At 37.0% G+C, this 12,102-nt stretch carries 20 protein-coding genes, 1 tRNA gene and 2 rRNA genes; 18 read left to right on the top strand and 5 right to left on the bottom strand.

The features are described from left to right. The 3 genes from RCJ93_RS15775 to RCJ93_RS15765 form a co-directional block, all read left to right on the top strand. A 23S ribosomal RNA gene (locus tag RCJ93_RS15775) occupies window positions 1–124 on the top strand; the annotation flags it as partial. A gap of 184 nt (window positions 125–308) precedes the next feature. Continuing rightward, window positions 309–424 (top strand): 5S ribosomal RNA (rrf, locus tag RCJ93_RS15770). 260 nt (window positions 425–684) lie between these two features. After that, window positions 685–757 (top strand) — tRNA-Thr (locus RCJ93_RS15765). A 107-nt stretch (window positions 758–864) separates the two neighbouring features. Here the strand turns inward: RCJ93_RS15765 and RCJ93_RS15760 are convergent. The 4 genes from RCJ93_RS15760 to RCJ93_RS15745 all read right to left on the bottom strand — a co-directional run bounded on the left by RCJ93_RS15760 (window position 865) and on the right by RCJ93_RS15745 (window position 4,047). Continuing rightward, window positions 865–2,094 carry a tyrosine-type recombinase/integrase gene (locus tag RCJ93_RS15760; RefSeq protein ID WP_446739536.1) on the bottom strand — a complete coding sequence of 410 codons (1,230 nt, stop codon included), beginning with the start codon at window positions 2,092–2,094 and terminating at the stop codon, window positions 865–867. A 347-nt stretch (window positions 2,095–2,441) separates the two neighbouring features. Then, window positions 2,442–3,143 carry a hypothetical protein gene (locus RCJ93_RS15755; protein WP_446739535.1) on the bottom strand — a complete coding sequence of 234 codons (702 nt, stop codon included), beginning with the start codon at window positions 3,141–3,143 and terminating at the stop codon, window positions 2,442–2,444. A 35-nt stretch (window positions 3,144–3,178) separates the two neighbouring features. After that, a complete protein-coding gene (locus RCJ93_RS15750) occupies window positions 3,179–3,589 on the bottom strand; it encodes an ImmA/IrrE family metallo-endopeptidase (protein ID WP_446739534.1) in 411 nt (136 codons plus the stop codon). A 17-nt stretch (window positions 3,590–3,606) separates the two neighbouring features. Next, window positions 3,607–4,047 carry a helix-turn-helix domain-containing protein gene (locus RCJ93_RS15745; RefSeq protein WP_446739533.1) on the bottom strand — a complete coding sequence of 147 codons (441 nt, stop codon included), beginning with the start codon at window positions 4,045–4,047 and terminating at the stop codon, window positions 3,607–3,609. Window positions 4,048–4,221: 174 nt separating this feature from the next. Here RCJ93_RS15745 and RCJ93_RS15740 point away from each other — a divergent pair, with 174 nt between their 5' ends. Next, on the top strand, window positions 4,222–4,467 hold the full coding sequence (locus RCJ93_RS15740; RefSeq protein ID WP_446739532.1) for a helix-turn-helix transcriptional regulator: 246 nt from the start codon (window positions 4,222–4,224) through the stop codon (window positions 4,465–4,467). Between the two features lie 287 nt (window positions 4,468–4,754). On the opposite strand, the gene RCJ93_RS15735 is transcribed toward RCJ93_RS15740, so the two are convergent. Next, entirely contained in the window at window positions 4,755–4,883 is a 129-nt protein-coding gene (locus RCJ93_RS15735; protein ID WP_256366241.1) for a hypothetical protein, read from the bottom strand. A 66-nt stretch (window positions 4,884–4,949) separates the two neighbouring features. Between RCJ93_RS15735 and RCJ93_RS15730 the strand changes: the two genes are divergently transcribed. From RCJ93_RS15730 to RCJ93_RS15665, 14 genes are all read left to right on the top strand, one after another. After that, the gene (locus RCJ93_RS15730) at window positions 4,950–5,717 is read left to right on the top strand and encodes a phage antirepressor (RefSeq protein ID WP_446739531.1); all 768 of its coding nucleotides are present in this window, start codon (window positions 4,950–4,952) and stop codon (window positions 5,715–5,717) included. Window positions 5,718–5,731: 14 nt separating this feature from the next. Next, on the top strand, window positions 5,732–6,007 hold the full coding sequence (locus tag RCJ93_RS15725) for a helix-turn-helix domain-containing protein (protein ID WP_446739530.1): 276 nt from the start codon (window positions 5,732–5,734) through the stop codon (window positions 6,005–6,007). Between the two features lie 60 nt (window positions 6,008–6,067). Then, complete coding sequence (locus RCJ93_RS15720) at window positions 6,068–6,598, top strand: hypothetical protein (protein ID WP_446739529.1); 531 nt, start codon at window positions 6,068–6,070, stop codon at window positions 6,596–6,598. Then, window positions 6,595–6,861 (top strand): hypothetical protein, encoded by a 267-nt coding sequence (locus tag RCJ93_RS15715; protein WP_446739527.1) that lies wholly within the window; start codon window positions 6,595–6,597, stop codon window positions 6,859–6,861. Before RCJ93_RS15720 ends, RCJ93_RS15715 begins: the two co-directional genes overlap by 4 nt. Window positions 6,862–7,152: 291 nt before the next feature. Then, window positions 7,153–7,344: a hypothetical protein gene (locus RCJ93_RS15710; RefSeq protein ID WP_446739526.1), complete on the top strand. Its 192-nt coding sequence runs from the start codon at window positions 7,153–7,155 to the stop codon at window positions 7,342–7,344. Window positions 7,345–7,419: 75 nt separating this feature from the next. Continuing rightward, window positions 7,420–8,355: a YqaJ viral recombinase family nuclease gene (locus tag RCJ93_RS15705; RefSeq protein ID WP_446739525.1), complete on the top strand. Its 936-nt coding sequence runs from the start codon at window positions 7,420–7,422 to the stop codon at window positions 8,353–8,355. 2 nt (window positions 8,356–8,357) lie between these two features. Beyond that, window positions 8,358–8,522, top strand: a complete 165-nt coding sequence (locus RCJ93_RS15700) for a hypothetical protein (protein ID WP_446739524.1) — start codon at window positions 8,358–8,360, stop codon at window positions 8,520–8,522. Between the two features lie 35 nt (window positions 8,523–8,557). Further along, on the top strand, window positions 8,558–9,364 hold the full coding sequence (gene recT, locus RCJ93_RS15695) for a recombination protein RecT (protein WP_446739523.1): 807 nt from the start codon (window positions 8,558–8,560) through the stop codon (window positions 9,362–9,364). Window positions 9,365–9,367: 3 nt separating this feature from the next. After that, window positions 9,368–9,535: a hypothetical protein gene (locus tag RCJ93_RS15690; protein ID WP_249775569.1), complete on the top strand. Its 168-nt coding sequence runs from the start codon at window positions 9,368–9,370 to the stop codon at window positions 9,533–9,535. Window positions 9,536–9,548: 13 nt separating this feature from the next. Further along, the gene (locus tag RCJ93_RS15685) at window positions 9,549–10,457 is read left to right on the top strand and encodes a DnaD domain-containing protein (RefSeq protein WP_446739522.1); all 909 of its coding nucleotides are present in this window, start codon (window positions 9,549–9,551) and stop codon (window positions 10,455–10,457) included. Beyond that, complete coding sequence (locus RCJ93_RS15680) at window positions 10,369–11,226, top strand: DnaA ATPase domain-containing protein (RefSeq protein WP_446739539.1); 858 nt, start codon at window positions 10,369–10,371, stop codon at window positions 11,224–11,226. The genes RCJ93_RS15685 and RCJ93_RS15680 overlap by 89 nt, the downstream gene beginning before the upstream one ends. Further along, window positions 11,226–11,714 (top strand): YopX family protein, encoded by a 489-nt coding sequence (locus tag RCJ93_RS15675; protein WP_446739521.1) that lies wholly within the window; start codon window positions 11,226–11,228, stop codon window positions 11,712–11,714. The genes RCJ93_RS15680 and RCJ93_RS15675 overlap by 1 nt, the downstream gene beginning before the upstream one ends. Further along, a complete protein-coding gene (locus RCJ93_RS15670; protein ID WP_446739520.1) occupies window positions 11,711–11,920 on the top strand; it encodes a hypothetical protein in 210 nt (69 codons plus the stop codon). Before RCJ93_RS15675 ends, RCJ93_RS15670 begins: the two co-directional genes overlap by 4 nt. Next, on the top strand, window positions 11,920–12,078 hold the full coding sequence (locus tag RCJ93_RS15665) for a hypothetical protein (protein WP_446739519.1): 159 nt from the start codon (window positions 11,920–11,922) through the stop codon (window positions 12,076–12,078). The genes RCJ93_RS15670 and RCJ93_RS15665 overlap by 1 nt, the downstream gene beginning before the upstream one ends. The last annotated feature ends 24 nt before the right edge of the window (window positions 12,079–12,102 follow it).

The raw sequence follows: 12,102 nt of genomic DNA, 5'->3' as shown, positions 1-12,102 counted from the left end.
AGATGAGATTTCCCATTACGCAAGTAAGTAAGATCCCTCAAAGACGATGAGGTAGATAGGTTCGAGGTGGAAGTGTGGCGACACATGGAGCTGACGAATACTAATCGATCGAGGACTTAACCAAATTCTTAAGAATCTTCAATTCACGTTTATCCAGTTTTGAAAGAACAACTTTCTTTCAATAGAGGATTTCAAGACACGAGCAATACAAGGAAATGAACGAATGAACACCGGAGTGTACTTATGTACATGAGGATGTGAATGAGTGAAATTGACGCACTAGTGCGATGTGTATTGGAAGCCGTAAGTCTAGTAATGATGGCAAAGAGGTCACACCCGTTCCCATGCCGAACACGGAAGTTAAGCTCTTTAGCGCCGATGGTAGTTGGGGGCTTCCCCCTGTGAGAGTAGGACGTTGCTAGGCATACTAAGACACTGCTGATTCAATCAGTAGTGTCTTTTTTATTATATAAATTTGAAGGTTTGTTATCGTATAAATAGCCTTGAGATAGTTTTCTAATCATCACTTATTATTTAAAAAATACTTATCCTATAGAAAAATAATTTATTTAGTTAAAGTAAGCAAATAGTTTTTCATTATATTGTTGACAAAAGATTGTATCCAATTTACAATTAAAAATGTCTTTGCCATTAGGATTAATGTCGTACTATAATCTAATTTATGCTTCCATAGCTCAGTAGGTAGAGTGCTTCCATGGTAAGGAAGAGGTCACCGGTTCAAGCCCGGTTGGAAGCTTACTTATAAACGTTGATATGACGCGGTTCTTACAATAAGAACCGTGTTTTTTGTTACCAAAATGCCGGCAAATACCGGCGGTTCTACCGGCAAATGGCGTTCACATTTCATTTTTCCTCGTTTTTTCCTCCAAAACTGATTGCAGAATCCAACTTAATTGTGGCATCTTCATTTGCATCTCTAAATACATGACTGTAAATATTTAAAGTGGTCTTTGTAGTGGAATGTCCAAGTTGAGTCGATACTACTTTAGCATTCACACCTTCATTGATTAATATAGAAGCAAAAGTATGACGTAAAGCATGCGGTTTTATATACTTTAATTGATGCCTTTTAATGAAGCGGCCCCACCATTTATTTAATCCAGTTGGATTATACGGAGTGCCATCTTCGTGTGCTAAGAGTAAATTGTGTTTTCCTTTCATCCACAATTCATCGACAGGGAAGGTAGAACGTTCTGCAGCACGGTATTTCTTTAATTTTGCAAGATCATCTATTACCAAAGAAGATATGAATATATCTCGTTGACCCTGTTGTTCCCCTTCTTCACCTTTACGGATAGGGTGAAGATCCACTGGATTACCTGGTGTATATGTCATTGCTTGCTCTACATGTATGATTCTATTTGGAATATCAACATGTTTATCCAGATCAAGCCCATATATCTCAGAACGACGTAAGCCAGCTGTAATCATTAGCTTTAATGCTACCCTCCAATGCAATGGTTCCTTTTCTAACGCTTCTACCAACAACCGAGATTCTTGCAGATCATAAACCTCAACTTTTTTCTTTGGAATACGTGGCTTATCTACTTCTTTAACCGGCGATTGTTTTATGATTTTTCTTTTAACCGCATAATTAAATACATTGTTAAGTACTCTTAAGTGAAAGAATACGGCGTTTGCTGATAGTGTACCTTCTTGGCCGTCCATACGCATACCTTCCTCACTTATGTTGTCCAAGAAGTCTGATATGTGAACCGAAGTTATTTGGTCCATGCGGAGCCGACTAAATACCGGCAATATGCGAAGTCTTAAGTAACGCATATAAGTATCGAGTGTAGTAGAGGATAAAGTCTTCACAGCATGTTTTGGATGCCATTCTTTTAATACGAAATCCACGAACATAATTTTCTCTTGCTTATGATATTGGCCATCTGTTAATTCAGCAACGAACTTGGCCAATTCTTTATCGGCTTCACGTTGCCCTTTAGCTTCAATGGTTCTAAACTCGCGTAGACGTTTTCTTTTGCCAGTACTCGGATCAATATAGCTCCCTAAATTCACCTCTAATTCATACTTACCTTTACCTCTTGGTCTTGCATGTCCTTTAGCCATGTAAGAGCCCTCCTTTCATTATTTAACATAATCATTGTTATATGTGCTATTTCAATATAGGATGATGTACAAAGCGTTCTTAAAGCGCTGATAAGTGAGCTTTTTTTTAGAAATTCAGTTGTTAAGTTTTGCTTAATAACTGCTAATATTGCACATTTGAACTATCCGGTTTTTCCGGATAGTTGCCTTCCATACCTGATTTTCTTGGGGGAGAGGCACAATCCAAATATAACGTCATGTCAAAAAATTGGTAAAGTTTTGGAACGTATGTTCCTTTTGTCTGGAAAATAAAATCCCGTTAACAGGGATTTTATGATGTTTAAAAGAATAAACATACGTACTGCATTTTAAAATTTAAGTTGTACTTTTACTGGTTCGTGGTAAGTTATCGAAGTATCGTTTGTGTCGTAGGCTTCACCAGTAAGGATATTTAATTCATTTAAACCTTCAAAGTTATCCTTAAAATAAGCAGATACAATTGTACCTTCAGTTTCTACCCTTCCCATATATTCTCGTGGATCTGGATTGTTTATTAAACTTACACTACCATCAATTTGCTGTCTTGTATTTGTTGTAATCTTATCGAAAGCTAAAAAAGAAACATCTTTATCTACTGTATTTTCGATTTCATATTGAATTTGGATAACATTTAACTTATCACTAATAGGTTTGTCGTATAGATACTCAGCGTAGTTTTTATAATTACCGTCTTGCATATTTGTTCTTTCTAGTAATTTTATGTCCTTTATTTTGATTTTGATAGGTTTTACGTCTATTTTCTTATTTGGCTCAATTATTTTAATCAATGTAACCTTAGTGCCGTCTTCCTCTAGTGTCCATTCTCCTGGTTTATTCAATATACCATCTTCGACAAAACCTTTTTTGTTTTCCTCAGAAACAGGTGCGCTTCCATCCTTTAAAGTGTCTTTATTTATTTGCGTTACTTCCGCCTTATCAGGTTTCTCATTGGATGTCTCGTTTGAATTGCAACCTCCCAATAAACCAGTAACTATCAATCCTGCCAATACCTTAGACCAAATTCTTTTCATTAATATTTCCTCCTTTATTAAAAAATCAATCTTTACTACAAAAACCTTTCCATTTCATAAGGAATACCATTTTCTCTTAAAATATCAATCTTAGTTTCGTAATTTTCAAACTCTTGATTATATAGAAGTAGATGTGTTGCAAAATAATTTGCTTCAACTTCTATTTTATCTACTGAAAAAAATGTGTTCTTTTTTAAAAATGTAGTATTTATATATGGATGTAATATTGCATGTCCTAATTCATGGCAACAAGTAAATCTTTGTTCTTTCTCATCGATCGAATTATTGATGTGTATAATAGGCATTCGCTTATAAGTACGGTAATAACCATATGTATTTCCTAAGTCCTGATAAAGAATAACAATTCCTATTTCTTTTGCAATTTGAAAAGGGTCATTAGTTTTGTATTTTGTTACTAACTCTGAAATTATATCGTTGATGTACATCTAAACAACCCCTTTTATTATTCTTTATTTCGGAATTTTTTAGGAGTGAATTTTTTCTTCGCCATTCTCTTTGCTAAACGCATAGATTGTTCTAAAGATGCAATTAGTAACTCACGATCTTCCTCATCCATATCTTCGATTGTTTGTCCGTCAAATTGAGCGTAGCCATTGCCATGACCCTCAAGACCATCGATTATTTTCTCTAAATCTTTAGCAATATCCTTTTCATCTTTAGTTGTGAGTTTCGGGAGATCGCTTTCACTATCATCTCTACCTAGTAGGTAATCAGTGGTTACACCAAAGAAATTTGCTAATTTATCAATAGTGGATAAGTCAGGTTCACTATCATCATTTTCATACTTTGCATACCCCTGCCTTGTAATCCCAAGCATATTAGCCATTTGTGCTTGTGTTAATTTTTTATTTTTTCTTAAAGATTTTAGTCTTATAGCGAACATAATGACTCCTCATTTCTATTGACCTTTGAATAAATTATAAGCAACATTTTGTTGCTTTTCTATAGTTAAGTAATAAAGGTAATAAAAAGTTGCATAAAAGTGTTGACAGCAACTTTAAGTTGCGTATAATAAAGAGTGTAAAGCAACTACTAGTTGCGGTTAGGCGGTGAAACAATGGAAACCAAAGATTTAAAATCTCTTTTAATTTCCAAAAGAGATAAACTTGGTTTAACTCACCAAGAGGTAGCTGAAAAGTCAGGGGCATCAATAACTAGACAGTATTATGGAATGATTGAAAATGGTGAGCGTAGACCATCAGTTGATGTTGCAAAAAAAATTGCGAGTGTACTTGGAGTAGAGTGGACAATTTTTTTTGAAACAGTAAGCAACCATAAGTTGCGTGAAAAGACGTCAGCTTAAATTCTCGAAATTGCACCTACCAATAAGCAATTAATTGAGTGAGCTTCGCAATATATTAATTATTTGGTGCAATAGAGAACCGGAAGGTAGGTGAAAACAAATTAAAGTTAAACTGCTAACACTTGTTAATGGTGATGAATACAAAAATATATCCCTAATCAAAGATATACCTGAAGAGATTGACAGTATAGTGCCTGGACAATTCATTGGCGTGAAAACAGGAAGCTATACCGTCTACATTCAAAAAGAATTCATTGCATCTCTTCAATTAGAAAATAGGTTGAAAACTATTTCTTTCTAGATTGTGAAAGTGCTGAACCAGCAACTGATTTCGACGCTTTACTGTAGCGGTTATCTTTCAAAATTTTACTTGCCTTACTAGCTATCTTTTTAGAAGTTTGTTTTTTATTAGGCATCTTATCACCTCCCCTAAGTCAATATTCGACAAAGAGTGAGGAAATACCTACTAAGGAGTGGAACAAATGAATCAATTACAAATGTTTAATTTTGAAAATCAAAAGATCCGAATTATCGACAAAGAAGGCGAACCTTGGTTTGTCGGAAAAGATGTAGCTAATGTCTTAGGTTATTCAGACACGTATGGAGCACTAAAAAAGCACGTTGATTTAGAGGACAAGCAAAACTGTCAAAATAGCAGTTTTGAATCTAACAGAGGGCTTACCATAATCAACGAATCTGGAATGTACAGTTTAGTTCTATCATCTAAGTTAGAATCAGCAAGACGCTTTAAACGCTGGGTTACTTCTGAGGTTATCCCTTCGATACGAAAACATGGTACTTACATGACAACCGACACAATCGAAAAAGTACTTACTGATCCAGACACCATCATCAAAATTGCTACTCAATTGAAAGAAGAACAGGCAAAACGGATGGCCGCCGAAGCGCAGGTCGAAAGGCAGAAACCAAAAGTATTGTTTGCTAGTGCTGTAGAAGCAAGCGAAACATCAATCTTAATTGGACAACTTGCCAAGATCATTACTCAAAACGGCATCAAGATTGGACAAAATCGATTATTCGAATGGATGCGTGAAAATGGCTATCTGGGCAAGAAAGGTTCCCATTACAACGAGCCAACTCAATATGCAATGGAGCGTGGTTGGTTTGAAGTGACTGAAAGAACCTTCAATAATCCAGACGGCAGCATTCGAGTAACACGGACCACAAAAGTTACTGGTAAAGGTCAGGTTTATTTCATCAATAAAATCCTGCATGGCATTGCAGTCTAAGGAGGATCAGTCAAATGACCAAAACAACCATGGACACAAAACAAGCAGCAGACTACATCGGCGTTTCTCTAAGCACTCTAAGAAAATATGTAAATGAACAAAGATTGCCGGTCCTTCGCTTTCCTGGTCGTCGCAAATGGCTTTTTAGAAAAGACCTTATCGACAAATGGATTGAAGAACAATCCGTACCTCAGATATACGAGCCGACAGCACCATTTGAGCCAACTATGGAGAAACAATACGAAAAATATAAAAGACAAGGTGAGCTTCGTATTCTTTCACCTAACTAGATTATAGAACAATGCTGTGTACAGATGTTTACAGCCATATACACAAAAGGGGGAGTAACAATGACTTTGCACAAATCAACAAAGGTTGGAGATGCAATAAAGCTTTTATCAAAGGAAGAAGAACTTACAAATGAACAAATGTCGATGGATTTAAACGTTAGTACATCGCTAGTAAATCAGATGAGGAATGATCGCAGGAATATGCAACAGGATATTGCGCGGGAGTCAATCGCTATATATGACAACCCGCGCTACACAATAGAAATTCTTCATGAATTTAGTGATGGTTTCACCGTTCCGATGATGGATGGAAAAGCAATCGAAAGACATCGGCTATCTTTACTTGCGATGTTAAAAAAACAGTTTGAAGAAGCGCTCGATGCTTTGAAAGAAGTGGACTTCACCAAACCACCGCAAGCAATGGAGAAACACGAAAGAGAGCTGATGGTAAAGGCCTTTGATGAAATATTGGATGCTCGATTGTCCTTAGAAAATTGGTTAACCCAGTTGCAAGAGGATTATGGTATTTCGATTAAAAAACGTATGAAAGCAATGACACCAAGATGGAAGGCGAGAGGATGGTTGCAATGAACGAATTGAAATTTAGACCTAGAGACTTGGAGAAAGCAAAGAAAGAGCATGATTGCATCGATACGCTGCAAAAACAACTGTCGATACATATCGAACGTGGGAATTATGCAATGGCTCAGATATGTATGGATGATATCAACAAGTCTTTGAAAGAACTTTGCAAAATGAGACATACAAAAAGAGAGCATGACAGGTTAGTCAAAGTAGCAAAAACAATGAATCAACGAGGAATCAAATCAAAGGTGGTGGCGAGATATGTATGATCGCTTAGATATGTTAATCATCGTAAGTTTAGCAGTTGCAGTTGCTGTTGTTCTTACATCAATGATTTTCTCATACAAACATGAAAATGAAAAATAGCCGGCTAACTATTGGGAGTTAACCAGCTACATGAGTCTACCTTTATTCATTATAACACGACAGGATAGCTCCTGTCATGAAGCACATGAGACAAAGTCTATATAAAGAGGTGAAAAGGCCTCCAATTTGTTTATCAACTCATGTGTTTCATGATGCGAGTTAATGGCATCAAAAAATCAGAAAGGGGCGTAACTATGTTAGAAAATCCAATGGTATCTGGCCAAGGCTTTGAAGAGTTGTATGCTACTCCAGTAGGTAGATGTGAAGAATGCAGAGATTTGGTATTTCAAGGGTTTGAAGGCGTGTTGTTTGAGGATGATTTGTATTGCTGCACATCCTGCCTTGAAAGCCACCTTAAGAAAGTTGGGGCTTTGCGAGAAATATAAAAAGACCACTCTCACAAAGTGGTCCCCATGACTAACAGTATTTACGTGATTATATCACGAAAGGAGAGAAAATGCATGGTTCAAAATTTCATTTCAACAGTTGATATGCCTCGCCATGATTGGTTGAAGCAACGCCAGAAAGGGATTGGCGGCAGTGATAGCTCCGTCATTTTAGGATTTAACAAATGGAAATCACCATTCAAACTATATCTTGAGAAGACAGGGGAGCACGTTGAAGAAATCGACAATGAGTTTATTTATTGGGGCAATGTTCTTGAAGATGTTGTAGCTAAGGAGTTTGAAGTGCGGACCGGCAAAAAGGTGCGCCGAATGAACAAAATGCTTAAGCATAAAGATTACCCATTCATACAAGCAAACCTAGATCGTGTTGTGGTTGGTGAAAAAGCATTGCTCGAATGTAAAACAACCTCTACCTATAACAAAGATGTTTGGGATGGAGATAGCGTTCCTGCAGCTTATATATGCCAGGTGCAACATTATCTAGCTGTCACTGGCTATGAAAAAGCCTATATCGCTGTATTAATCGGTGGAAATCAATTTGTTTGGAAAGAGATTGAGCGTGATGACGAATTTATAGATTTGCTCATTAATCACGAAAAGAATTTCTGGGAAAATCACGTGCTTTCAGAAAACCCTCCAGAAATCGACGGTAGTCCATCGGCAGCTGAGTTATTGCAAAAGCTCTATCCAGAAGACGATGGATCTGCAATTGTCTTGGATGAACAAGCTAACACATTAATTGAAGCGATAGAGTCACTTAAAGCAGAAAAGAAGGGCCTAGAAAGCCAATTAAAAGAGTACGAGAACAAACTTAAGATGCAACTTGAAAGTGCGTCAGAAGGCTACTCAGAACGTTTTAAAGTGACATATAAATCACAAACACGAAAAACAATTGATAGTAAACGTTTGAAGGCAGAAGCGCCGGATGTTTACGAGAAATATGCAAAAGAATCAAATGCACGTGTATTGAAAATTAAGGAGGCTAACTAATTATGGGGAAAAAAATCGGTGTTATGTCAAAAGAAGAAACAAAACATGTGAAATGCAATACATGTGCAAAAAATCGGCACGTTGAAGAAGCCCTTTTTTGCACACGTTGTGGATCTAAATTGGATTTATCAAAAATTGAATCATCAAAAACAGGGATTCTTCAATAATATCAATTACTAATAAATATAAAGGAGAAAATATAATGGCAACTACAACTGAACTAAAAGAACAAATGAAGCAGCAGGCACCGGCTCAAGCGAAAAAACCAAAGACAATTGAGGATTACATGAAGCAAATGGCTCCTGCCATGGCAGAAGCATTACCAAAGCATATGAGCGTTGATCGTTTAACGCGCTTGGCTATGACAACAATTAGGACAACCCCAGCTCTACGCGAAGCTGATGTATCAAGTTTACTAGGGGCAGTTATGCAAGCAGCTCAACTAGGATTAGAACCCGGCTTACTTGGCCAATGCTACTTGCTACCTTTCAAAAACGGTAAAAAGGGAATCACTGAAGTTCAGTTCATCATCGGTTATAAAGGGATGATTGATCTTGCTAGACGAAGCGGCCACATTCAATCTATCTATTCTCATGCAGTCTACGAAAATGATGAATTTGAGTATGAACTAGGCTTGGAACCGAAGTTGAAACATACGCCAACAATGTCAACGGATAAAGGGGATTTCATAGGAGCCTATGCAGTAGCGCATTTTAAAGATGGTGGACATCAATTTGAGTTTATGAGTAAGGCAGATATCGAAAAGCGTAAAGGTCGTTCTAAGGCTGCAAGCTCAAATTACTCTCCTTGGTCTACAGATTATGAAGAAATGGCAAAGAAAACAGTGGTCCGTCATATGTGGAAGTACCTTCCGATAAGTGTAGAAATGCAAGAACAAGTAGCTTATGACGAAGGAGTCGGTCGAAGCATTAAAGATGTGACTCCAGGAGAAGATGTTTTTGTGCAGGCGCCTGATGAGATTTTAGAAGCTGAAGCAACAGAAGCATAAACGATGAATACACAAACAAAAGTCGTCCTGCCTGCATGGATTTTCGAGCAGGCTCAGGGCGATAAAGATGAAATTAAAAGACTTGTACTTGAATATATGAAGCGCTATGACGGTTATCGAGTGATTAAAGTTAGCAAAAGATTAGCGATTTGCGAGACTAATAGAATTTAAAGGATGTGAACCAATGTATACGACAGGAAATGCAGCAGTAGATGCAATAGGCCAAATGAATTTAGAAGGTAATATTATTCCTCACACTTGGTTCGACAGTATCAAGTTCGACAGCGGAAAAGCAGATTTAACAGGTATCGTCATTCTATCTGAAATTATTTATTGGCATCGTCCAACTTATGTGAAAAATGAAGCTACTGGAATGGTGGTGGGTGTAAAAAAGAAATTTAAAGCAGATTTATTACAACGTTCATATGAAAGTTTTGCAGATCAATTTGGAATTACTAAACGACAAGCAAAAGAAGCTGTTACTAGATTAGAAGACTTAGGTTTAATAAAACGCCATTTTAGAACCATTAATGCTAATGGAACCAAGTTGGGTAACGTACTGTTTATCGAGGTTTTACACTCTAACGTCATAGCTATGACATTTAAACGTCATAGGGGTGACGTTGTAACGTCAGAGGTATCACGTTCAAACGCTACACCTATGACTTTAGAACGTCAGACAAATACAGAGATTACTACAAAGAATACTACAGAGAATACAACAAGAGATTACAACAACCAACCAGACATGGAGTTTGTTAAGGTAAAAGACTTTTATGAAAGCAATTTTTCTCTAGTAAGTCCAATCATTGGAGAAATGCTAGGAGGGTTGGTTGATGATTTCGATACGGATTTAGTTTTATATGCATTTGAAATCACAGCTTTAAATCCGAAAGTAACAAACCCAATGAGATATGCCACATCGATATTGAACGGTTGGCAAAAGAATCTCGTAACTAATCGACAACAAGCTGAAATCTATGAATCTAAGAAACGAGGTGAACATAATGGCCAGAACAATCGAGGAAGTTCTCAAGGAAATGCAGGGCCGAGTAACCGTCCAACCGTCTTCGGAGACTACTGCAGCGATTAATTACAACTGTGATAAGTGCAAAGATCAAGGCGGCATCATTGAATGGCGAGAAGCAGATGTATTTGGAAATGGGCAGTACATTCGCAAAGAAGAAGTTTGGGTGGAATGTTCATGCGTAAAACAAAAGAAGATTAATAAATTGCTGAAGACGTCGGAGATTACAGATGAATTTCAGAAAATGACTTTCGGTAACTTTCATACAGAAGGTTATCAAGAGGTCATTAAAAAAATGTATGATACGGCATTTCAATACTGCCAAGCATTTAACAGCATTAAAAATACACGATGCAACAGCATCGCATTGATTGGACAACCAGGAGCAGGGAAAACACACCTGTTATCAGCAATTGCTAATGGAATGATTACGAAGTTATTAGTGCCAGTTCTTTACTTTCCTTACATTGAAGGGACAGAGGATTTAAGAAGTGACTTTGACCAACTAGCAAATAAAATTCAGCGTTTAAAAGAAGTTGATGTCTTATTTATCGATGATCTTTTCAAGCCCGTTACCAAGGTTGTAAATGGCTTAAGAATCAAAGAGCCAAGAGCTACAGCGTGGCAAGTGGAAAAGATGTTTGAAGTGATTAATTATCGCTACTTAAACAACAAACCATTACTTATATCAAGTGAGCTATCGTTTGATGACATGCTGGACATTGACGAAGCGCTTTGCACACGAATTTTTGAAATGTGCAGTGATTATACAGTGACGATTAAGCAGGATATTAAATTGAATCACAGATTATTGAAGATGAGGGAGGCTAAATGATGCGGGAGATTAAGTTTCGAGGTAAAAGCTTGTTAAACAACAAGTGGTATGAAGGAGATTTTATTACTGATGCTCGAGAATATGAGAGAACTTGTGACAAGGCTTATATCTTGCCTCGTTGGGATAAATTAAATGTCCCTATCCAAGTTGACCCTAATACAGTCAGTCAATTTACAGGCCAAAAAGATAAAGTGAATCACGAGATTTACTTGAATGATATAGCTAAACGTGAATTTGATATTTGGAAGACTGATTACGATAATGATGGTTCTCCATTAGGTGATGAACTTATTGAAGAAGGATATTTTGTCGGTGTAGTTAGTCAAACGCCAAGCGGTATGTACGTGCTAAATAAATGCCGTAAATACGACATAGAAGGCAACCTATTAAAAAAATGCAGTGGAGTGAAATTGTTTGCTCATCGTTGTGAAGTAATCGGCAATATCTATGAAAATCCAGAGTTATTGGAAGGAGTGAATGTAGGATGAAACCAACAAACAACATCAAATACATTATTGATCAGATTGTTATCGCCTATTGCCAGTATGAAAAGTTTGGTGATAAGACATTCGGTAATAACTTCGAAAAATACACTGCTCAGTTAATGCAAATCACAGGGCTAGATCGTGATGGAGCTCTAGAATATGCAGTCAATTTTCTAGCTGGTGAAAGCAAAATTAAGGGGGTTGCGTAATGACAATTACATGGGTTTATGTTCAATCAGAACCATGGGTTTATACAGTAGGTTTTTATGCACCAGATGGCACATGGCATACAGACAGTGACTGGAACAGTAAAGAAGATGCGGCAGATCGCGTGCATTACCTAAATGGCGGTAAAGGTGTGGAGTAGTTAAATGGAAATACTTAATAAGGA

Source organism: Rummeliibacillus sp. BSL5 (genome assembly GCF_052928305.1).
The sequence above is the reverse complement of the archived record's forward strand: the minus strand, read 5'-3'. Positions and strand labels throughout refer to the sequence as shown.